Annotated in this window: 20 protein-coding genes; 10 read left to right on the top strand and 10 right to left on the bottom strand. The window is 34.9% G+C overall.

The window, feature by feature from the left end:
* Positions 1-5 precede the first annotated feature (5 nt).
* From QZ738_RS16920 to QZ738_RS16910, 4 genes are all read right to left on the bottom strand, one after another.
* Positions 6-908: an EamA family transporter gene (locus QZ738_RS16920; protein ID WP_293788913.1), complete on the bottom strand. Its 903-nt coding sequence runs from the start codon at positions 906-908 to the stop codon at positions 6-8.
* Between the two features lie 2 nt (positions 909-910).
* On the bottom strand, positions 911-1,291 hold the full coding sequence (locus QZ738_RS16915) for a RidA family protein (RefSeq protein ID WP_293788912.1): 381 nt from the start codon (positions 1,289-1,291) through the stop codon (positions 911-913).
* An 11-nt stretch (positions 1,292-1,302) separates the two neighbouring features.
* Positions 1,303-1,440 (bottom strand): DUF6728 family protein, encoded by a 138-nt coding sequence (locus tag QZ738_RS21380; RefSeq protein ID WP_317039670.1) that lies wholly within the window; start codon positions 1,438-1,440, stop codon positions 1,303-1,305.
* Positions 1,441-1,537: 97 nt separating this feature from the next.
* Positions 1,538-2,884, bottom strand: a complete 1,347-nt coding sequence (locus tag QZ738_RS16910) for an OmpA family protein (protein ID WP_293788911.1) — start codon at positions 2,882-2,884, stop codon at positions 1,538-1,540.
* A 171-nt stretch (positions 2,885-3,055) separates the two neighbouring features.
* On the opposite strand from QZ738_RS16910, the gene QZ738_RS16905 reads away from it, so the two are divergent.
* On the top strand, positions 3,056-4,345 hold the full coding sequence (locus QZ738_RS16905; protein WP_293788910.1) for an aminopeptidase P family protein: 1,290 nt from the start codon (positions 3,056-3,058) through the stop codon (positions 4,343-4,345).
* 49 nt (positions 4,346-4,394) lie between these two features.
* Here QZ738_RS16905 and meaB read toward each other — a convergent pair whose 3' ends face one another.
* Complete coding sequence (meaB, locus tag QZ738_RS16900) at positions 4,395-5,291, bottom strand: methylmalonyl Co-A mutase-associated GTPase MeaB (protein WP_293788909.1); 897 nt, start codon at positions 5,289-5,291, stop codon at positions 4,395-4,397.
* A gap of 60 nt (positions 5,292-5,351) precedes the next feature.
* On the opposite strand from meaB, the gene QZ738_RS16895 reads away from it, so the two are divergent.
* From QZ738_RS16895 to QZ738_RS16875, 5 genes are all read left to right on the top strand, one after another.
* The gene (locus QZ738_RS16895; RefSeq protein ID WP_293788908.1) at positions 5,352-6,227 is read left to right on the top strand and encodes a glycosyltransferase family 2 protein; all 876 of its coding nucleotides are present in this window, start codon (positions 5,352-5,354) and stop codon (positions 6,225-6,227) included.
* 47 nt (positions 6,228-6,274) lie between these two features.
* A complete protein-coding gene (locus tag QZ738_RS16890; protein ID WP_293788907.1) occupies positions 6,275-7,342 on the top strand; it encodes a glycosyltransferase family 1 protein in 1,068 nt (355 codons plus the stop codon).
* Between the two features lie 249 nt (positions 7,343-7,591).
* The gene (locus tag QZ738_RS16885) at positions 7,592-9,427 is read left to right on the top strand and encodes an ABC transporter ATP-binding protein (protein WP_293788906.1); all 1,836 of its coding nucleotides are present in this window, start codon (positions 7,592-7,594) and stop codon (positions 9,425-9,427) included.
* A 6-nt stretch (positions 9,428-9,433) separates the two neighbouring features.
* Positions 9,434-10,597, top strand: coding sequence for a glycosyltransferase (locus tag QZ738_RS16880; protein ID WP_293788905.1), 1,164 nt, complete (start codon positions 9,434-9,436; stop codon positions 10,595-10,597).
* Positions 10,594-11,547, top strand: a complete 954-nt coding sequence (locus tag QZ738_RS16875; protein WP_293788904.1) for a hypothetical protein — start codon at positions 10,594-10,596, stop codon at positions 11,545-11,547. Before QZ738_RS16880 ends, QZ738_RS16875 begins: the two co-directional genes overlap by 4 nt.
* Before the next feature lie 41 nt (positions 11,548-11,588).
* On the opposite strand, the gene QZ738_RS16870 is transcribed toward QZ738_RS16875, so the two are convergent.
* Complete coding sequence (locus tag QZ738_RS16870; RefSeq protein WP_293788903.1) at positions 11,589-12,698, bottom strand: glycosyltransferase family 4 protein; 1,110 nt, start codon at positions 12,696-12,698, stop codon at positions 11,589-11,591.
* A 201-nt stretch (positions 12,699-12,899) separates the two neighbouring features.
* Here QZ738_RS16870 and QZ738_RS16865 point away from each other — a divergent pair, with 201 nt between their 5' ends.
* Positions 12,900-13,754 (top strand): alpha-1,2-fucosyltransferase, encoded by an 855-nt coding sequence (locus QZ738_RS16865; protein WP_293788902.1) that lies wholly within the window; start codon positions 12,900-12,902, stop codon positions 13,752-13,754.
* Complete coding sequence (locus QZ738_RS16860; protein WP_293788901.1) at positions 13,751-14,758, top strand: glycosyltransferase; 1,008 nt, start codon at positions 13,751-13,753, stop codon at positions 14,756-14,758. Before QZ738_RS16865 ends, QZ738_RS16860 begins: the two co-directional genes overlap by 4 nt.
* On the opposite strand, the gene QZ738_RS16855 is transcribed toward QZ738_RS16860, so the two are convergent.
* Positions 14,755-15,846: an acyltransferase gene (locus QZ738_RS16855; RefSeq protein WP_293788900.1), complete on the bottom strand. Its 1,092-nt coding sequence runs from the start codon at positions 15,844-15,846 to the stop codon at positions 14,755-14,757. The genes QZ738_RS16860 and QZ738_RS16855 overlap by 4 nt on opposite strands.
* A gap of 335 nt (positions 15,847-16,181) precedes the next feature.
* Between QZ738_RS16855 and QZ738_RS16850 the strand changes: the two genes are divergently transcribed.
* Entirely contained in the window at positions 16,182-16,787 is a 606-nt protein-coding gene (locus QZ738_RS16850) for a DUF268 domain-containing protein (protein ID WP_293788899.1), read from the top strand.
* Between the two features lie 88 nt (positions 16,788-16,875).
* On the opposite strand, the gene QZ738_RS16845 is transcribed toward QZ738_RS16850, so the two are convergent.
* Together QZ738_RS16845 and QZ738_RS16840 are read right to left on the bottom strand one after the other, a co-directional pair.
* Positions 16,876-18,303: an MAC/perforin domain-containing protein gene (locus QZ738_RS16845; RefSeq protein ID WP_293788898.1), complete on the bottom strand. Its 1,428-nt coding sequence runs from the start codon at positions 18,301-18,303 to the stop codon at positions 16,876-16,878.
* A gap of 159 nt (positions 18,304-18,462) precedes the next feature.
* Positions 18,463-19,644 (bottom strand): S41 family peptidase, encoded by a 1,182-nt coding sequence (locus QZ738_RS16840; protein WP_293788897.1) that lies wholly within the window; start codon positions 19,642-19,644, stop codon positions 18,463-18,465.
* 295 nt (positions 19,645-19,939) lie between these two features.
* Between QZ738_RS16840 and QZ738_RS16835 the strand changes: the two genes are divergently transcribed.
* Positions 19,940-20,194 carry a helix-turn-helix transcriptional regulator gene (locus tag QZ738_RS16835; protein WP_293788896.1) on the top strand — a complete coding sequence of 85 codons (255 nt, stop codon included), beginning with the start codon at positions 19,940-19,942 and terminating at the stop codon, positions 20,192-20,194.
* A 32-nt stretch (positions 20,195-20,226) separates the two neighbouring features.
* Here QZ738_RS16835 and QZ738_RS16830 read toward each other — a convergent pair whose 3' ends face one another.
* Positions 20,227-21,459, bottom strand: coding sequence for an ATP-binding protein (locus QZ738_RS16830; protein ID WP_293788895.1), 1,233 nt, complete (start codon positions 21,457-21,459; stop codon positions 20,227-20,229).
* Between the last annotated feature and the right edge of the window lie 75 nt (positions 21,460-21,534).

The raw sequence follows: 21,534 nt of genomic DNA, 5'->3' as shown, positions 1-21,534 counted from the left end.
ATATTCTACTGTTTCTTGTAAACAACACTTTTTAACAACTGTGCATTAAAAATAACGATCGATAGCAGCAAAAGCAAATAAGCAAAAAGCTGGTGCAGATCTATTTGCTCTTTAAAATAGAAAAAGGCAACGGCAAAAGCAACAATAGGATTAACATAGATTAAAATACCCAGGGCAGAGGATGGCATTCCCATCAGCGCATAGGCATTTAAAAAAAGTGGAACAATGGTAAATACAATGGCGATCAAAAATATATGCAGCCAAAATATAGATGCCGTTGGAAAAGGCGCGGCATTGAAGAAATACAATGGCAGCATCATTAATCCTGATAGAATTAACTGAACACCTAAAAAGTTAAATTTATCTAGCCCTTTGATTATTTTGAGCAAAATAACATACAAAGCATAAAAGGAGGCTATGATAATGGCCCATATTACTTCATGTAAGGATCCCGTTGCTAATAGTATAATACTGATAAATGCAACAATCAGCGCAATAATCTTGGCCTTAGTTAATTGCTCTTTCAAAATAATAAATCCACAGAGCGCCGTTAACAGCGGGCAAACCATATAGGCAAAGGCAGCCGCTTTCAAGCTTACGCTATTTACGGCATAAATATAGGTAAACCAATTTCCAGTGATTAGAAATGACGACACCACAGTAAGCAGTATTAGTTTGGTTTTATTGCGGATGCTTAATGATTTTAAGAAATTCAGATCATTTTTTAATGCTGTTCTTCTGAATAAAAAAATAGTTGCCCAAATTAAAGTGATGGAGACGAATATCCTATAATATAAAATTTCGTGTGGCGGAAATCCCTTTATGTTGCGCAAAGGGATAGACATTGTTCCCCAGATGATGTAAGGAACAATGCCGGATATAAAATATTTACTTTTATTTTCTGCCAAAACTAGCCTAAAACGGCAATTACAGAGATTTCTACGTTAACATTTTTAGGTAATACCGAAACCTGAACCGTTTCCCGGGCAGGAAAATCAGCGGTAAAATATTGTCCGTAAACCTCATTAACCTGAGCAAAGGTACCCATATCGCTTAAAAAAATAGTAGACTTAACAACATGGTCGAACGTTAAACCGGCCTCAAGCAAAACAGCTTTTAGGTTGCGCATTACCTGATGGGTCTCTTCCTCGATATTCCCAATATTTAATTCCCCGTTTTCCGGATTGATGGCTACCTGGCCAGATACGAATAAAAAGTTTCCGGCTTGCACAGCCTGGCTATATGGTCCAATTGGGGCTGGAGCATTGGTTGTTTTAATAATTTGTTTCATATGATTTGGGGTTATTTAGCAAGCCACTGAATAAGCTTGTAGATGATACCTGCAAGAAAAATCAAGATGGCCAAAGCATTAATAAAATGCATAATCCTCAAATTGATGTTATTTGGTCTGTTGGGATCTTTTTTCCTAAAGAAGTACATGGTACAAACTTAGCTAAAAAGCTTAATACGCGAAACAAAATGGCATAAAAAAAGTCCCGATTTGCATCGGGACTTTCTTAACTTTTATATTGAAATACTAGTTTCTAGCAGTTTCAACACGACGGTTCTGGATACGACCTTCTTCAGTATCGTTAGAAGCAATTGGGTTAGCTTCACCATAACCTTTTGTAGCAACCTGACTAGCGTTAACGCCAGAGTTTACTAAGTAAGTTTTAACAGAGTTAGCTCTGTCTTTAGATAATTTCAAGTTATATGCAGCAGTACCTTCGCTTGAAGCATAACCATTTACAGTTACTTTACCACCGTTTTCACGTAACACTGAAGATAATTTATCTAAAGTAGGGTAAGACTCAGTTTTTAAAACTGAAGAGTTGAAATCGAAACCGATTTTTTCGAAACCAGTTACATTGCTTGTAGCAGCTGCAGGCTCTGTTGCTTTTGGAAGAGGACAACCTGAACCATCAACAGCAGTACCAGCAGGAGTACCTGGGCATTTATCGAATTGATCAGCAACACCGTCACCGTCAGTATCTTTTTTCAAATCTTCAACAGATTTCTCAACAGCAGAAACACGGTTTTTCAATGCTTCAACTTCTTGACGTAAAGTTGGATCTTTTAACTCATCGTACATAGTAGCTAATGGGTTAGTCCACTCTAAACTTGGTTTAGCAGAAGAACCTAAAGAGAATTCTAAACCAGCATAACCGTAAGAGAATTTGTCTTTAGTTTGACCTTTTGCGTAAACTCCATCTAAGTTGTCAGCATCAACAAAGTTCATGGTATAACCTAAGTTAAAGTTAACACGCTCAGAAACTTTGAATTTAACACCAGCACCAACTGGAATATAGAAACCTTTTACGTAATCTTTAGCCTCATGTCTGTCATCAGCAGGACCAATAGCTTTACCTTTCCAATCGATAACCTGACCATTACCAGTAGTAATTTTTGGCGCATAAGCCAACATACCAGCACCAGCGGTTACGAAGAAACCTACAGCGTTTTCACGACGTAAGAAATCGATAGAACCTACGTTTACAACACCACGTAAATCTACAGCATATTGTAATTGAGTTTCGAAATCTCTAACAGCAGGATTAGTAATACCTTCGTTGTTACCTGAAAGTTTACCACGTGTTCCGTTTAATTCTAAACCAAATGAGTGACCTAATTGCTTACGGATGTTTAAACCGTAACCTAAGTTAGCATCCCATTTGTTGAAATCGTTAGTACCACCGATAGCAACTACTGGCATTAAAACACCACCATGTACACCGATAGACCAAGTTCTGTACTGTCCTCTACCGCCAAATACCTTGACAGCAGAAGAGGTTGCAGGAGCATCCTGAGCGACAGCAAGAGAAGCAACTCCTGTTAATGCCACTAAAGAAAGCGCAACACTTTTCTTTAAAGTAGAATAGTTCATAATCTTTTTTCTTTTTTAAGGGTTAAACAATTTAATTGATTAATTTTTCAGTAAAGGCAAAAATAATCAAAATTTTAAATTTTCAAACTTTTATACAAACTCCGTTCCAAACTTCACCAGTCATTAATCATTTTATTACATTTGGTCCTAGCCCACATAAAATATCACTTCATGAAATATCCTACTATTCATCAATCATTATTTATTCTAAATCGAAAAAATTTATATAATAATCTAAAAAACAATTCACTAGCTATATTCAACTCAAGTGATGAATTCCCTAGAAGTGGGGATCAGAACTTTGTTTTTAAGCAAAATCCTGATTTATTTTATTTATCAGGAATTGACCAGGAACAAACAATTTTACTGTTATATCCCGATTGTCCTAATCCTTTGTACAGAGAAGTCCTGTTTTTAAGACAGACAAACGACTACATCAAAGTTTGGGAAGGATATAAATATACCAAGGAACAGGCAAAAGCCGCTTCAGGCATCCAGTCTGTGTATTGGCTGGAAGATTTCGACAACATTTTACACAGCATCGTTAACTATGCTGAACATATTTATCTGAATACGAATGAGAACGACAGGTATGCTCACGAAGTTCCTTATCGGGACATCCGTTTCATTGAGCAAATGAAATCAAAATACCCATTGCATCATTACGAACGCTCGGCGCCCATTATGAGAAATCTGCGTGCAGTTAAATCAGATATCGAAATTGAGTTGATCAAAAGGGCATCGGCAATAACCCGGGATGCTTTTATCAGGGTGTTAAAGTTCACAAAACCTGGCGTTAAAGAATATGAGATTGAAGCGGAGATTATACACGAATTTATACGCCAGGGTGCAACGGGCCACGCTTACACCCCGATTATCGCTTCGGGCCATAATGCCAACATCCTACACTATAACGACAATAACCAGGTTTGTGAAGATGGGGATGTAATACTTTTCGATTTTGGAGCAGAGTATGCCAATTATAATGCAGATATGAGCAGGGCCATCCCAGTTAATGGCAGGTTTACACAAAGACAAAAGGATGTATATAATGCCGTGTTACATGTCATGAAAGAATCGATCAAACTCATTAACGAAGGAACGGTATGGAATACCTACCATGAACAGGTTGGTGAAATCATGACTGCGCAATTAATTAATCTCGGACTCCTTTCTACCACAGACGTAAAAAAACAAAACCCGGCGTGGCCAGCCTATAAAAAATATTTTATGCATGGCAATTCACATCATTTAGGTATTGATGTACATGACTTTGCCGGAAGATACACTCCATTTACAAATGGGAACATCCTTACAGTTGAGCCAGGCATCTATATTCCAGAAGAAGGCTTAGGCATCCGTTTAGAAAACAATATTCTCATCACTGCAGATGGAAACATAGATTTAATGGCGGACATACCATTAGAAGCAGAAGAAATCGAGGAAATGATGAACAGTTAGTCAGTCTTCAGTTGACAATTTTTAGTTTTCAATTAACCACTTTAAACAGTTAATCCTTACTAAACTCATCCGCAAAACGATAAATATTGAAATCACCTTGTTTTAAGGCTGCCTGAATTTTTTCAAGCAGCCTTTTTTTATCGATATGCTTCATTTTTTGGTACTGTATAATCTTCCATGCTTTTTCAGCAAGCAAAAAAGATTTCCGGCTATCATCAAAAAATTCAGCATTAACAACCCACTTACACAACTCGTCGATACCTATGTTTTTATCGGCAACAGTTTTTAAGACCGGAATGGTTTTTACGCCTTGTTGAACGATTTTCTTTAGGTTATTGGCAAAAGTATCCGCGCCTTCCCGATCAGCTTTATTAACCACAAAACAACCGGCTATTTCCATTAAACCAGATTTGATATGCTGAATTTCATCCCCGGATTCAGGCACCAATACCACAATGGTTTTATCTGCCAACCCTGCAATTTCTACTTCCGATTGTCCTACTCCAACCGTTTCCACTATAATCAGATCAAAATTAGCTGCCTTTAAAATATCAACCATTTCGATCGTTTTTGCCGAAATACCGCCTAAGGCTCCACGTGTTGCCAACGAACGGATAAAAACATCTGGATGGTTAAACTGACCAGCCATGCGGATGCGATCGCCCAGCAAGGAGCCAAAATTAAATGGAGAGGTCGGATCTACTGCTAAGATGGCAATGCGTTTCCCTTCAGCAATAAAATAACCGGTTACTGCATTTACCAACGTGCTCTTACCTGCGCCCGGCGGCCCCGTAATACCTAGAACCGGAACATCAGCCCTACTATCTAAACTTCTTAAAATCGAATCAGCCGGCTCAATATCGTTTTCAACAAGTGTTAGTGTTCTTGCCAAAACCTTATAATTACCTGCTTTTAATTCGCTTGGAATGGATAGATGCGTATTCATCAATAAAACTATCTTTGTACAAATAAACAAAAATTATCAGCTAGAAAAAGCGCCCCCATAATGAAAGTTACCGGTTTTACCTTTTTAAGAAATGCTATTGCTAACGATTACCCTGCAAAAGAAGCGATACTTTCTGTACTGCCATTGTGCGATGATTTTATTGTAGCATTGGGAAACTCTACAGACGAAACTGCTGAAATGGTTAAAAGCATTGATCCAAAAATCATAACAATTGATACCATCTGGGATGAAAATATGCGCGAAGGCGGACGTGTTTTTGCCGATGAAACCAATAAGGCACTAGCTGAAATCAGTGCAGATACCGACTGGATGATTTATATACAGGGCGATGAAGCTATACATGAAGATTACCTCCCGCTGATCAAAAAAGAAATGGAAACAGAATTGACCAATAACCATGTGGAGGCCTTACTTTTAAAATATAAACATTTTTATGCTTCTTATGATTATCTGGCTCAATCCAGACGTTGGTACAGAAGAGAAGTTAGGATCATTAAAAACCTGCCTGGAGTTCGCTCCTACCGGGATGCGCAGGGTTTTAGAATTAACGACAGAAAACTCAAAGTTAAGCTAATCGATGCATACATTTACCACTATGGCTGGGTAAAACCCCCAAAAGGATTACAAGGCAAAGTGCGGAATTTTAACCAGTTTTATCAGACAGACGAATGGATTGAGGAAAATTATCCGGTGCAAGAAACCTATGATATGCACAATGCCGATCGTTTGGTTCATTTTAAAGGCAGCCATCCAAAAGTAATGCAGACCAGAATTGCAGCCGCAAACTGGAAATTTGATAAAGATCTCACGAAAGAAACACCGAAAATGAATTTTCGGAGAAGAATTTTGCAAAAAATTGAAGATCTCACCGGATGGAGGCTATTTGAGTACCGTAACTATAAAATCATAAAGTAGACTTCAATTTAAATCTGCTTATATTTGCATTATTAATTACTTCTTTAATGAAAAAGCCCAATGTCTTAGTCACCTTCGATTCCATGAAAGATGCCAACTGTGGTTATTTTTCTTTTGGAAAGGGATTGGGAGATGCCTTGATCAAAGAAAACAAAGGAAAATTCGAGTTCAAGTTTTATCTTTTTAAACACACTCAATATCTTTTTAACGGACTAGTTGATATTATCTACCTATCCAGGTTGGACCGTTTATTTTTTAAACGAAAAAATGACTTCGACGTTGTTCATCTTTCCGATCAAACCTGCAGATTAAGGCCTAATAGAGTGAATGCAAAAAAAATAATGACTGTTCATGACATGAACAAGGTTCATTTAAAGTTTAGCAAACCACACAGAATCAAGGTATATCTGAAAAAATTAGGTAAACTTATTTCGCAATGTGATCAGATTGTATGTATATCGCAGTTTGTAGCGAATGATGTTGTGCATTACTTCCCCGAAGCCAAAGCAAAGGTTAGTGTGATTTATAATGGTGCAGATAAATTGATTTCGGATGAAAAACATTGCCCGGACTTTGTGCCTCCAAAACCTTTCTTATTTACGATAGGCTTATTATCTGTTCAGAAAGGCTTTCACTTGCTCCCGGCTTTATTAAAAGGAAATGATTTTCACCTCGTTATTTCGGGCAGAGAAACCCCTCATAAGCAAATAATCTTGGAAGAAGCTCAGAAATATAACTGTTTAAACAGGGTACATATTACAGGACCAATCTCTGATGAAGATAAAGCCTGGTACTATAAAAACTGTGATGCCTTCTTATTTCCTTCTGTTGCCGAAGGTTTTGGTCTTCCTGTAATAGAAGCGCTTCACTTTGGAAAACCTGTTTTCCTTTCAAAATTTACTTCACTTCCTGAAGTTGGCGGCGATGTTGCCTATTACTTTGACAATTTCGACCCCGTGCATATGCAAGAGGTATTTAACAATGGAATGATGGATTTCACCCAAAATAACTGTGCTCAAGAAGCTATAGTACAGGCCGAAAAATTTTCATGGGAAATAGCGGCCAACCAGTATATGGAGCTATATCGTGAATGCCTTAAAAATTTCCTACCGTAATAAGAGAGTGGTCTCGAGCCATTCTTTCGTTCTATTCTGCAGCATTAATGTTAAATAATTGAAATATATCGGCAGTAAAAAGATCCCATCTATCCATTCTTAAAAGCCAGGAATTGTAATTTTAAACCTTACTCTTTTCAAAAAACCGCAACGTTTAATTGAAAAGCTTAACTTTGCTGAGTTTTTATATAGATTTTTTAGGACAATACCTGAACCATCTTCCTTTTTACATATTCCATTTTATATAAAATGAAGACTTATTTTCGTTTATTATCATTTGCCAAACCCATAGAAAAGTTTGCTATACCATATGTTATTGCAACTCTGCTTTCGATTCTATTCGGAACCTTTAACTTAGCATTGTTATCGCCACTGTTCGAAACACTTTTAAATGCAAACAAGCAAGCTTGCCAAACACCTAGCTTAACAGATAAAGCAGCTTCCTCATTTAGTTTGTTAGGAAAATTAAGAGACTTTGTTAATTATTCCATCAAAGTTAACACTATAGAAAGTACGTTGATGTACATCTGCATCATTATCGTTATCTCTGTATTGCTTTCCAATTTGTTCAGATATTTTTCTCAGCGTTACATGGAAGATTTAAGAGTGCATACCTTGCTTAACTTTAGAAAGCGGGTTTTTAACAATGTGATGAATCTTCATATAGGATATTTCAACAATGAAAGGAAGGGTGATATTATTTCTAAAGTAGCCTCTGATGTTCAGGTTGTTCAGTTTACAGTTACAAATACGCTTCAGGTTGTCTTTAAAGAACCTGTAACATTAATCGTATATGTTATTCTTCTATTTAATATATCAGCAAAGCTAACTTTATTCTCTTTGTTAGTAATCCCGATTTCCGCATTTATTATCAGCAAAATTGTAAAAAGATTAAAGCAACAAGCTAAAGAATCGCATGAATCTTTCGCTAAAATGATTGGCTTTTTAGATGAAGCCTTGAGTGGGATTAAAATTATTAAAGCCTTTAACGCAACAGAACGGATCAAAAATAAATTTAACCAGGAAAATATATTCTATTCTAACCTGACGCGCAAAATGGTTAGACGTCAACAACTGGGCTCGCCGGTTTCCGAATTTCTAGGTGTTTTAATGATTTCCGTTATCGTTTGGTATGGGGGATCATTGATTTTGCATAATGATAAAAATGCACTGGCTGCATCAGATTTTATTGCTTACATTGCTATTTTTTCTCAGGTAATGCGCCCTGCAAAAGCATTAACAGATTCATTTAGCGGTATACATTCAGGAATTGCCGCAGGTGAAAGGGTTTTAGAACTAATCGATACTAAACCATTATTGTTAGATCAACCGGATGCCAGGGCGCTTGATGGGTTTAACAATACAATCAGTATCCAGAACATATCCTTCGACTATGGAGAAAAACAAATACTGAACTCAATAAGTTTTGATATAGAAAAAGGCAAAACAGTAGCCTTGGTTGGTCCTTCAGGAGGAGGAAAAAGCACCTTAATGGATTTACTGCCGCGTTTTCATGATCCAAAATCAGGAAGTATCAAAATTGATGGTTACGATTACAGGGACCTTACCGTAGAAAGTATCCGCTCACAAATGGGCATTGTGAACCAGGAATCTTTTCTGTTTAACGATAGCATTTTTAATAATATAGCTTTTGCAAAACCCGATGCTACAGAAGAAGAGGTAATTGCAGCTGCCAAAATTGCCAATGCGCACGATTTTATATTGAATACCGAAAATGGTTATCAAACCAGCGTTGGCGATAGGGGGAACAAACTATCTGGAGGTCAGAAACAGCGGGTATGTATTGCAAGGGCAGTATTGGCTAATCCGCCAATTATGTTGTTAGACGAAGCTACTTCAGCATTAGATACCGAATCTGAAAAATTGGTTCAGGATGCGTTAAATAATCTGATGAAAAACCGCACCTCAATTGTTATCGCACACCGCTTAAGCACCATTCAGCATGCTGATCAGATTATAGTGATTGATAAGGGTGAGGTTGTAGAAAGCGGAAGCCATGGGGAATTGATGAATAAGAATGGCTTATATAGACGTTTAATCGACATGCAAGCCTTTAACGACTAATTTCGGATGAAGAAAGTATTATTTTTTATGCCCGATAATCCGCTTAAAAAAAATGCAGGCAACAGAACCCGGGCTTTAAGCATGTTAAGCTACTTTAAATCAAGAAACTTTGAAATTGATTTTGTAAGCGAATATTATACCGGCCTCTGGAGCGAAACAGATATTAAAGCTTTTGAGCAATCAGGCTTAGCCGATAACACTTATGTGATCAAAAAAAAACCATCAAAAAAAAACTTACTCTTCTATCTCCTTTTTTATAAGCTCCCCAATTTTTTCTATCAGAATAAAGCCTGGTTTTTTCCGCTTAATTTCCCTGAGCTGGTTACGTTAAGATTTAAGCGGGCCTTTAATAAAATCCTAAAAAAAAACGATTACGATTATGTCTTCATCAACTATGCCAGTTGGGCTACATTGGTAGCGCATAACCCTCATATCAAAAAGGCAATAAAGGTAATTGACACCCATGATTTTATAACGGCCCAACTTCAGAGAAAGGTTAATATTGGCCAATCTTTTAAAGAAGAGATCAGAAGGATTTCGTTATTTGATCTTGCATTAGCCATTTCTGTTGAAGAGCAGTATATTTTTAGTCAGTTCTGTAAAAATAAAGTGGCTCTGGCTCCAATGACGCTGGATAAACCCCAAAGCGTCGGCACGGTCGGAGAAAAATCATTCGATTTAATATATGTCGCCAGCGATAATATACACAATCAAAAAGCTGCCAATTGGTTTTTTAAAGAGGTATACCCATTATTGCCAACCAATGTGCAAATATGTGTTATTGGTCAAATTAATGAGCACCTTTCCATAAAGGCACCAAATATTACATCGATAAATTTTGTTGAAGAACTTTCAATCTATTACAATAATGCTAAAGTGGCGATTTGCCCTATGCTAACAGGTACCGGAACTAAAATAAAAGTAATAGAAGCACTATCTTACGGTATGCCAGTTGTTTGTAATACCAGAGGAGTTGATGGGTTAATTGACAAAAACAACAATGGTTGTTTAGTAAGTGACGACCCGGTTGAATTTAAAAATTACATTATGCAACTATTAACAGATGAGTCTGCCTACCAAAAACAAGCAGAAAATGCATTGGTTAGCTTTAATCTTAATTATGAAAAGGAAAGTTGCTATAAAAATCTTGATAAAATATTCTCGAAATGACATTATTTTTTACAGTAGTCACTACCAATTATTTGCCTTTTGCCGTATCATTGTTAGATTCTGCTAAACTTTTTCATCCGGAATTTGAATTTTACATCTGCCTTGCAGATTACCTAACCAATGAAGAAATTGCATCAGATGATCTAATGCAAAAATATCCGATTATCCAGCTTCACGAATTAGGAGTTGAGGAATTTGACTTCATTACTCAAAACTACAATCCAATGCAGTTAGCTAACTGCTCAAAGGTATTGTTTGCAAAACATTTCCTCGACCAGGGGCATATCGACCAGGTTATTTTTTGTGATTCAGACACTTACTTTTTTGGGAAATTGCCCTCAAGTACAATTAATAATGAAGATATCGTAATTACACCTCACTTTACACGGCCACCAGATATTAATATGAAGCGGCAGGAGCTGGAAGTTTTAAACGCTGGACTATATAACGGAGGTTTTTTTAGGTTGAAAAAATCAGAAGAAACTTTCTCTTATATTTCTTGGTTGAGAGAAAGGTCTGTTAAAGAATGTATATACGATTTTAAAAGAGGTTTTTATGGAGAGCAATTATGGCTAAACCTGGTTCCCCTATATTTTAAAAATGTATTCATAGAAAATAATCGGGGAATGAATGTAGCTTATTGGAATCTGCACGAACGAAATATATCATCGCATGACGGAAAATTTTTCGTCAACGATACTATACCACTGTGTTTTTTCCATTATAGCGGATGGGATTATTACAATCCATCAGAAATTTCTAAATGGGCTTTATTCACAAAAGAGATGAGGCCAGATTTAAAAGCACTGTTGAAAAGGTACGCTTCGTCCCTAAAACAAAACGGATACGAACATTACATCGATAGGATCAACTACTATACAAGTAAAAACAACACTAACAAAAAGTCATTTTTTAGTACTTTGAAGAATAAGTATTTTAATTCTAAGTGACATAGTAAGTTTAAAATATAAGTACCTCTTGAAGAACTATTTCAAGGCATTTCATCCAGAATATCCTCTAAAATTGCAACTTGTTTTTTCACTTCGTAATTAAGAACTTGTCTTTTAATTTCTTCTTTCTTGAAAGCAGAAAAATTACTTTCAATTTCTTTCATTGAATCAGCTAAATCCTCAATTCTCCAAGAATTAATAACTCTACCAGTATCTGGCTTTATAAATTCACTAATCCCCCCCGAATTAAATCCTACAATTGGTTTACCTAAAGTGGCAGCCTCCAACATTACCAATGGAAATGAATCTTCTCTTGATAGTAATAAAAAGGCATCCGCTGAATTAAGATAATTATAATATTCATCCCGCTGAATACCTAAAAACTTAACTCTACCGGGAAACTTAGTTTGTAAAGATTTCTCAGTATAATAATATAAGCCAGTAAATTCATCTCCTCCAATCCAAATAAACTTAAAATTTTGGGGAACTACCTCAAGCAAAGCAACCAAAAAATCAATTCCCTTTATTAAAGATGTTTTTCCAGAAATAGCCCACACGAAATCATCGCTACTAAAACCGGTTGCCGCTTTTACTTCTTGAGCTAATTTTGTATAAGTTATTTTATCAGTGTCAACAAAACCATACAATAGTTTCACATCCGTTCTACCCATATCTCTTATCTTATTACACACAGCCTCAGAACAACCGATAAGAATTGATGAATAATTGATAATTCTTTTTAAATCACTATATGTTATAAAATTATAAGCAATCGTAAGTTCGTGCACATGTGTTATGATTTTAACCCCTAGTTTTTGTGCTATTTCATAAACCTCTGGAATTATAATAGTATTAACATACCAAAAATCAATATTATTTCTTTCTTGAATTCGTTTTAACTGATATTCAAGTGGATTGATCCTAAAGCACTTTAAAATTGCCCTGAATGCCTTTTGAAAAAATTTTCTACTCTTTTTATATGGTAAAAAGTATTTAACTTGCGTAGGTAAAGCATCAATAAGCTCGCCCTTTTCTTTACAGAATATTATAGGAGTAAACTTATTTTTATTCAGATGATTTAAGGAATACCACAAAAGCATTTCTGAACCTCCTCTACCTAAATTTTGTGTTATAAATAATATTCTTTTCATCACGAAATAATCGATTGAATAAAAATAAATCAGTTAATTTGTAAAGTTCTACTTAAGATGCAAAATAAAGAATAAATAGTTTAAAATTTTATTTGTCTTATCTAGATTATTTTATTCCGCCTTTCGTGGTATTTCGAAATTTATAAATTCATTTTCAGAATAAAAAATAACGGTTTATTCGAAAATAGCTAATACTTATTAATGAAAATTATAAAATTCTTAGGTGGTTTAGGCAATCAAATGTTTCAATATGCTTTTTACAAATCGTTACAAAATAGAGGCATTAAGGTATATGCAGATCTATCTGATTTTGAAGAATATCCTTTACATAATGGTTATGAATTGGAAAATATTTTTAACTTAAAAGTAAAAATACCGAACAAATTTCTTCTAGAATTATTTAGGCCTGATCAATCAAAATGGATATTTAGAAAACTCAAAAGGATATTAAATTTAAAGAACACATGCAGAGTTGAAGAAAGCGAATTTAATTTCGATGCTTCTTTTCTAAATAATACTAACAATTATTATTCTGGATACTGGCAAAACGAAGGTTATTTTAGGAATATAGCGGATAAAATAAAGCATGAGTTCATATTCCCAAAAATCAAGGAAATAGAAAATCAAACCGTTTTGCAGCAGATTTTAAATACCGAAAGTGTGTCAATCCATATAAGAAGAGGAGATTACTTAAAAGATCCTTTACTAGGTAACATCTGCGATTTAAATTATTATGAGCAGGCGATATCGATCATAAATCTGAAAGTTAAAAATCCCCGGTATTTTGTCTTTTCTGATGACATCGTCTGGTGTCGACAAAATCTTAAATTGCAAAATATTACATACATAGATTGGAATGATGGAAGAAATAGCTATCTCGACATGCAGTTAATGAGCAACTGTAAACATAATATTATAGCAAACAGCAGTTTCAGTTGGTGGGGGGCATGGTTAAACAATAATGGTGATAAATTAGTTATCGCTCCAAAAAAATGGGTGAATAATATAAATGTTGATGATACCGATATCTGCCCTAAAAGCTGGATTAAGATATGACAAGTCCTGTAATAACTGTTTTTATGGCTGCTTATAACTCTTCCGGGTTTATAGAAGAATCGATAGCAAGCATTTTAACCCAAACTTTTAAAGATTTTGAATTCATTATAATAGATGATGGATCAACTGATGACACTGCTTCGGTTGTGAAGAAATTTACTGATAGCAGGATCAGGTTTATACAAAATGAAGGCAATAAAGGATTACCCTATACTAGAAACAGGTTATTGACCCTTGCTAAAGGCGAATACATCGCAATTTTAGATAGCGATGATATTGCCTATCCCAATAGGCTACAGCTACAATTAGATTTTTTATATGCGCACCCTGAAATCGCACTATGCGGAGGGCATAGTAAAATAATCGATAAAAATGGATTAGAATCCAACAATGAAATTATTGCGCCAACGGATGACTCAATAAACATGCGCATCTTATTCACAAATCCTTTTGTAAATTCCAGTACCATGTTTAAAACACAGGCTTTCAAGGAAGTTAATGGATACAGAGATTATGCGTTAGCCGAAGATTTTGACCTTTTTATCCGGATTTCAGAAAAATATAAAGTTGCCAATATTGATGCCTTCCTTGTCAAGTACCGCATACATGGTGAAAACATCACGATAAAAAGATCTGAAGATCAAGAAAAAAACGAACTTCAAATACTTAAGTACATTCAGGATAGCCTTGGCATGCCGTTTAACATTACACATCTAAACCTACATAAACAACTATTTACCAATAACTTAAAAAAAACATCTTTTTTAAGTTATTTCGATCTATTAAATGCAATGAAAACCGCCAATACGAAATCAAAGCGATTTGATCAACAAAAGGTGAATCGGTTTTTATTTAATAAATGGTTTGAAATACTCAAGTCAAAAAAAGCAAATGTCAAAGCATTAAATTGGTACTTTAAAAAGGAATTATACCATCCGTCTTTCTTTAACTTTAAACAATTTAGGAAGGTCTTTAAAATCAGTCTCAGGGGGTTAATCAGTTAATTCCCCACAGTCCACTTCATTTTAGTTTTTGAAATAGCTTTAGTCAGGAAAAAACTCACCGTATATACAACTAAAAATCTAAACAATAATATTGCTGTATTTAACCATACGCTAAATTCAAGGAAGTTTAATTTTAATGGCTGAAAGATTAAAGGAAGTCCTCTGCCAATGATAACAACATGGATTAGATATATGCCAAAAGTAGTTTCACGAGGGCGTAAATTACGTTGAAGCCAATTTAAACTACCTACTTTTAATAATAAAGCGAATATTACTAATGAATATATAATGTTAGTGAAACGTAAAGTATTATATGCATCTGTTATTCTAATGCTATTGAGGTAAGTAGACTCTCCAACGGCAATGCAAAAGGCAACAACTGCTAAAATTATCATTTTAAGCCAGGAGGTGTTCTTAATTATTGCTATTACCCTATCATAATATTCGTTAAAATAAACACCCAGCCATAAATAAAATACAAATCCAAAAATTGCTGTGGTATGGGTCGTCGCAATCCAGCTTTGGTAAATATTTATACTATAAAATAACGAAAAGAGCGCAAGTACCAAACCAAGCCAAGGGCTGTATAAATACTTTTTAAACAGCAACAAAACAGTAATACAAATCAGAAAGTTAAGGATAAACCAATATGGACTAATTAGTACAAGTTCGGTAAAGGTTTCAAAAAAGTAAAGAAAGAAATTAGATCCCATCAATCCCATAGCACTTCCTCTGCTATGGGCAATAAAACGGTCCAAAACACTGATGGCTATCAACATCAATATCCAAAATATCCAAGGTCCAATGGTTTTCTTAAATCTGTTTCTGAGATATTGGACAGGTGTATATTCATCAAACTTATGGTTAATCAAAAAGCCTCCGATCAGAAAAAAAGCAATTGTACTGAATTTAAAAGATTGAATAATGCAACTTTCGACAATGTTTTCTAGCTGACTACTATAGTGATTTGGAGTAACAACTCCACAGTGTTCAATAACGATCCCGATCATAGATATGCATCTGATTGAATCGACAAAAGAAAAATTCTTTATCTTATGCGCTGTAACTTGTATTGGCTCAGTATCCATTGAATATCATTCTTAAAACAGTCTGCTAATATCTACAAAAAACGGTCTTATAAAAAAGATCAAGTAATTTTTAACACAGATGTATAAATAATATTACCCTTACTCGGATATGAGGCTGCATAATTTAGTATGAAGTTCCTTTAAAAATTGCATTAAATAATTATATTATCTTAGTTGTGCTAATAATCAGGATTTAGTATGATAAAAAAAATAAGAAAGCTATTTTCAAAAGACAATTCCAAGATGCTTAAATTCAAAGCAGAATTTCAGCATCTACTTGAAAAAGAAAGGCGTACAAATAAGCGTTTTGCTTTGGATGAAGAAAATCTTTACCCATGTTGTTTTATAATACAGCAAAAACGGGCTTTGACAGGCATTATGTTTATCATCCTGCCTGGGCAACAAGAATCATTATAAATAACGCACCTGCCAAGCACATAGATATCTCTTCTACACTGCATTTCTGTTCTACGCTTTCGGCAATTTTAACTGTTGAATTTTACGATTACAGACCAGCAAAATTAGAATTGGCAAATCTTAAATCGCTACCTGGTAATTTAATGAATTTACCTTTTGAATTCTATTCAATTGAATCCCTATCATGCATGCACACTGTAGAACATGTAGGATTAGGTAGATATGGAGACCCGTTGGATTATGATGGTGATATTAAAGCAATAAAGGAATTGAAGCGGGGATTAGCTGTTGGCGGTAGTTTGCTATTCATTGTTCCGTTAGGGTCAAAGGATGTCATCTGTTTTAATGCTCACCGCATTTATTCTAAAAACCAGGTTTTATCATTATTTTCTGAGCTAACTCTTAAAGAATTTACTTTAATACCAGAAGATGAAGCAGATGGAGGATTAGTTGTTAACCCATCTGATGAGTTACTTAAGAAGCAGTTTTATGGTTGTGGATGTTTTTGGTTTACAAGAGAATAGATGTAAATATTAAAAGAGCCTCAATATTATTGAAGCTCTTTTACTTTTCTGGAAGTATTATACTTTAAACTTTTACAGCTTTAAAAAATTAATTCGGAAATGCATGAAATGGTTGTCCGTTGTAAGACCAACCTGGGAATGATGCATTTCTATTAGTGGTATAAAGATGTCCTCCCGATGAGCTATAAAATTCATAAACCGGTACTGTACCTGTGGTTGGAGTCTTATATACATAGCAAAGTATGCCATCATAATTATACCCGCCAAATCCTGGATATCTGTTTGTTGTCAATACACGATTATCAATACTCGGATTATAGAATTGATATAGAGGAACCGCACCTGCATATTGCGTGGCGTAAACTTTAAAAGGTTCTGCATTGTGATGATAATTACCCCAATACTGCTCCATATTTGGGCCTAAATTATAGGCATGTCTATTAGTTACTGAATTATAATACTCATAAAATATTGTGGGCAATAAAGAAGCCTGGTTAACTGCGAGATATTGTATGATGTAATTCTTTACTGCTAAAGCTTTTGCCTGATCTGGAATAAAATCGTAGATAGGCAATAAGCCATTGCTTGGAATATCTATCAGTACCGAATTTTCTAATGTACAGCTATTTTGCCAAGCTGAAATGTTTATTGTTGGAGTTGGGTTCGGATTAGTGGCATTCCCGATAACGACATCGCCTATTAAGCTTCTAGTTGGATCTCCTCCACTAGTTATATAATGTAATTTTTGGGCAGAATTTTCTAAAGTATAGTTAGTATCATAAGTATATCCTGTATTTAGATTGAAAATCTTTTTTACATGAATATCTACTCCGGCCGAACTTGCCGTAATTCTATCGGACTTTGAAGTTTCTGATTGATAGATAACATCCAATTTTCCTCCCAGTATAATATCAGCTAGAATATGGGTACCATACATATTCACAATAGCCTCTGGTGTTTGGTTTTGAACAAAAGAAAGGAACTCTGGATCTAAGTAAGACAGAAGTACATCCCTTTGTGCATTCAATTTAACCCTCTTTTGCTGAATCAATAAATTATAGCTACTGTAAATGTTTTTAGATGAAAAACTATCAGTATAATTGTAACTCCCAGTTATAGTGGTTCTGAACAATGACATACCCAAGAAGTCAGCACCAAAAGTGTTACTAAAACGTGTAGTTAATTTATTCAAATAAGAAACGGCATCGCTCCCAGCTTCTAATTTTCCGCCTGTTTTAGTTGAAAGATCCCATATTACTCTTGTGGATTGGTCAGCCTGCAACTTATCAACGTTAATGACAGGAAGAGTAGCTGCGCTGGCATTCGCAAATTCCCCTAGGACATTATATCCATAACCCAATAAATCATTTTTTCCATCTCTTCCAAAACCTGCAAGTGCATTGTGGTTATTAGTTAGTCCTTTCTCTTCCAAAAGCTCATTTTTCTTGCAACTGCTAAATGCTGCTATCACCAAGCACAGCAGGCAAATAATTTTTAATTTGTAATTGTTTTTCATCGATAGTTATCTATATTTTTTTTTACAAAACTACCGACAAGAAAAATCAATTATGATAAGGCTAGATTATCATATTACCAATAATAATAACTTTAGAATCTGATTAAATAGTATGGGGCACAAAACATATGATTACATCTCCTCCAATCTAAAAAGACCTTAACGCCTCAACTTCATCCTATTTTCAATCATCCCGATAGAATCATTACTATTAACTAATACATGGATTGCATTTGATCTCAGCTTTAAAGTACTGGCACTTTTTTTGGGTTGCGCTTGGATTTTCCCATCAATCAAAGCAAGAGTAGACTTTAAACAGATCTCTTCTAAATCACCTAATATCGGATTGTTAGGCATAATAATATTCAAATCAGGCTCCATACCGTTAAAGTAATCGGACCATCCTTCCGCGTTTTTAATAAGGAAACTGCTCAGGTAAACACTATACTGATCAATATTAATGGCGAAGAAACCAATTGGTTTTCCATAAGTCTTTTCGCCTATTAACTTCACGTTGAAATAAGGTTGTAGGCAACTGATCAATAATTCACTGGCAGATGCCGTTCTTCCAGATACGATGACATAAATATCCTGAATACTTTCCAAGCTGCCTTTTTTATTAAATGTGTACGTATTGCCAGCTTCGGTATAATCAACATCAGCCAATGTAGCCATCCGTCCATTGTACGTAACCGCTTTGCCTTTTTCATCTAAGTATGGCTGACGCCTTAAAATCTTTGCATTTCCATTTTGAAGGGAAGAGTTAAATTCTTCCGAATACATTTTTTTGCCATTTAATATACTAGGTACAATTAAATCGGCAACATATTCTGCAGTCTCTACATAACCACCACCATTTGAGCGCAAATCTAAAATCAGAAATTTAGGTTTATCTGTAGCTATTTTATTAAAAACCTGATCTAATTTGGATTTGGTATTGCTTGAAGATGGGAATGAACCTAATGCGACATAAGCAATTACCTTTTCGTTTAAATGAATAAGACGTGTAGCCAAAACAGCTTCATCATTTACTATTCCTGCACGCGCACCACCGCCATTTCTTCCTAATTGAAGGTACGAGTATTTAGGTACGTAATTATTGTTTGAAATCTCAAATGGCTTACCTGTTACCTGGTTAATTTTAAATTGAGAAATATCAAAAAGTTCACTTCTAAATGCACTTATTTCGGATTGGGCATTGCCATATTTTTCTCTTGGTTTAAAAGTGCTATAATCCGGCAAAACATCGTTCCATAAGTAAATCTGTTTTGCATACAAAAAAATGGAGTCAAGTGTAAATTGAGTTCTTGTACCTGTGGTTGGTGATAAAATTTCTTCCATATTTAGGTCATTCGGTTTATCTTTTTTACAGCTAGTGTAGGCAACAACTAATAATAAAAAGATAATACTTGTTATTCGGTTACAACCTGGATTATAAATTTTCAATCTTTTAAAGGTTAAATTCAATCGGAATACAATAACTTTTTTGTTTCTTTTTGCTTTCCCGCAATCCAAAACATACGCAAATAAACTGATTTTATTTACTATTTTTGACAATTCCTTATTATCATTATTTATATTATTAGATACACAATAGGTGAATATTAAAAATACATAGCCGTTAACGTCTCATATTATGTTGGATATAGGGAATACCTTAAGAAAGTACAGAAATAAATATAAGTACACACAGCAATGCGCAGCTGATGTAATTGGAATAAGCAGGGTTGCTTATCGAAAATGGGAAAACAATGAAGTTGATTTTTCTCTTTCACAGCTTGGTAAAATAGCCGAACTTTATGAAATTTCGATTCAGGATATTATTGTAGAATCAGGATTTAAAAAGGCTAAGGCAATTCCCAAAAAGCAAAAATCACATCAATATTTTTAAGATAGCATTTTCACGACCTTATGGTTAGCAAGCTATAGCCGAATCGCTTCTATTGAATCTTCTTTGGTAATCAACTTACAAACACATGTCAAACTGAAGTCAGGATATGCTTCTATAAATTTCTTATACTTGTTAGGTTTAAACTGAACATCATTATATTTAACCTCATAGGCAAGGCCTTTCTTTAATTGCTCTTGTACCACAAAATCCACTTCGTTACCGTCAGCCGTACGCCAAAAATGCAAACGATCAGTATCATACAATTGCCTTAACCTGCAATAAACATAATTCTCCAACAATTCGCCTTTGTCAGCCCTCTCATTTAACTTCGAAAAATTATTTAACAATGCGTTACGCAAGCCGTTATCATTGAAATAAACCTTTGGCATTTTAGTTAGCTCTTTCCGAACATTACCGTAAAATGGAGAAAGCAACTGAACAATGAACGTTTTTTGCATCAGGTAAATATAATTTTCTACTGTAGAACCGGCCATCTGCAGGGTATTGCCCAATTCATTGTTATTGAGCAGATTGCCAGTTTGATCGGCTAACAGTCTGGCCAGCTGAAAAAACTTAAGCTCTTCCTTAATACCTGCTTCCAAAGCATCTTTTTTCATATAACTATTTACAAGTTCTTTGAGCATGTCCTGCTTCTCTTGTTCTGTATCTGCCAAAACAACAGCAGGATAACCACCGTAAATCAAATATTCATCGAACAGCACATTTATACGGCTACGCTGTAATCCCTGGTAAGTAACTCGTTTTTTCATTTGTTCCCACTCGGTAATTAAGCCATTCTCACCTTTAAAATGGAGAAACTCATCAAAGGCCAAAGGAAAAAATTCAAATACCTTTTTTCTCCCCGCTAAACTATCCTTAAAACTTTTATCAATGTAAAAAGCGCTGCTGCCCGTAGCGATGATTTTTAATTTTGGCGAATACTTATCATACAAAAGCTTTAAAAAATTACTGGGGTCTTTTGCATACTGAACCTCATCGATAATAATATATAATCTTTTATCTGCAGGAACATCACCTAGCAATAATGTATAATTAAAGATATTTTCAGCATGACCATTTACAGCTTCTAAAATAGCAGGATCTTCGAAAGTCAGAAAATAAACCAATTCATTAGCCTGCTCTAACTGCTCCGCCAATTGCTTAACAAGTGTAGTTTTGCCGATCTGCCTTGGCCCTATAATAATGGTGTGCTGAGGTTTACCTAAGTGGTTTTTTAATGATTCTAAAGCTCTTGACCTTTCCATAAACATAACTATCAAACAAAAATATCGATAATTTTAAGATAAAAACTAAAAATTATCCGATATTTTTAAGATACA

It is taken from the genome of uncultured Pedobacter sp., from assembly GCF_913776295.1.
Taxonomy (GTDB): Bacteria; Bacteroidota; Bacteroidia; order Sphingobacteriales; family Sphingobacteriaceae; genus Pedobacter.
The sequence above is the reverse complement of the archived record's forward strand: the minus strand, read 5'-3'. Positions and strand labels throughout refer to the sequence as shown.

What these genes read in the sequence shown, in the direction of transcription:
- QZ738_RS16915 (WP_293788912.1), bottom strand. Translation starts at nt 1,291, where the DNA reads ATGAAACAAATTATTAAAACAACCAATGCTCCAGCCCCAATTGGACCA.
- QZ738_RS21380 (WP_317039670.1), bottom strand. Translation starts at nt 1,440, where the DNA reads ATGTACTTCTTTAGGAAAAAAGATCCCAACAGACCAAATAACATCAAT.
- QZ738_RS16910 (WP_293788911.1), bottom strand. Translation starts at nt 2,884, where the DNA reads ATGAACTATTCTACTTTAAAGAAAAGTGTTGCGCTTTCTTTAGTGGCA.
- QZ738_RS16905 (WP_293788910.1), top strand. Translation starts at nt 3,056, where the DNA reads ATGAAATATCCTACTATTCATCAATCATTATTTATTCTAAATCGAAAA.
- meaB (WP_293788909.1), bottom strand. Translation starts at nt 5,291, where the DNA reads ATGAATACGCATCTATCCATTCCAAGCGAATTAAAAGCAGGTAATTAT.
- QZ738_RS16895 (WP_293788908.1), top strand. Translation starts at nt 5,352, where the DNA reads ATGAAAGTTACCGGTTTTACCTTTTTAAGAAATGCTATTGCTAACGAT.
- QZ738_RS16890 (WP_293788907.1), top strand. Translation starts at nt 6,275, where the DNA reads ATGAAAAAGCCCAATGTCTTAGTCACCTTCGATTCCATGAAAGATGCC.
- QZ738_RS16885 (WP_293788906.1), top strand. Translation starts at nt 7,592, where the DNA reads ATGAAGACTTATTTTCGTTTATTATCATTTGCCAAACCCATAGAAAAG.
- QZ738_RS16880 (WP_293788905.1), top strand. Translation starts at nt 9,434, where the DNA reads ATGAAGAAAGTATTATTTTTTATGCCCGATAATCCGCTTAAAAAAAAT.
- QZ738_RS16875 (WP_293788904.1), top strand. Translation starts at nt 10,594, where the DNA reads ATGACATTATTTTTTACAGTAGTCACTACCAATTATTTGCCTTTTGCC.
- QZ738_RS16870 (WP_293788903.1), bottom strand. Translation starts at nt 12,698, where the DNA reads ATGAAAAGAATATTATTTATAACACAAAATTTAGGTAGAGGAGGTTCA.
- QZ738_RS16865 (WP_293788902.1), top strand. Translation starts at nt 12,900, where the DNA reads ATGAAAATTATAAAATTCTTAGGTGGTTTAGGCAATCAAATGTTTCAA.
- QZ738_RS16860 (WP_293788901.1), top strand. Translation starts at nt 13,751, where the DNA reads ATGACAAGTCCTGTAATAACTGTTTTTATGGCTGCTTATAACTCTTCC.
- QZ738_RS16855 (WP_293788900.1), bottom strand. Translation starts at nt 15,846, where the DNA reads ATGGATACTGAGCCAATACAAGTTACAGCGCATAAGATAAAGAATTTT.
- QZ738_RS16850 (WP_293788899.1), top strand. Translation starts at nt 16,182, where the DNA reads ATGTTGTTTTATAATACAGCAAAAACGGGCTTTGACAGGCATTATGTT.
- QZ738_RS16845 (WP_293788898.1), bottom strand. Translation starts at nt 18,303, where the DNA reads ATGAAAAACAATTACAAATTAAAAATTATTTGCCTGCTGTGCTTGGTG.
- QZ738_RS16840 (WP_293788897.1), bottom strand. Translation starts at nt 19,644, where the DNA reads ATGGAAGAAATTTTATCACCAACCACAGGTACAAGAACTCAATTTACA.
- QZ738_RS16835 (WP_293788896.1), top strand. Translation starts at nt 19,940, where the DNA reads ATGTTGGATATAGGGAATACCTTAAGAAAGTACAGAAATAAATATAAG.
- QZ738_RS16830 (WP_293788895.1), bottom strand. Translation starts at nt 21,459, where the DNA reads ATGGAAAGGTCAAGAGCTTTAGAATCATTAAAAAACCACTTAGGTAAA.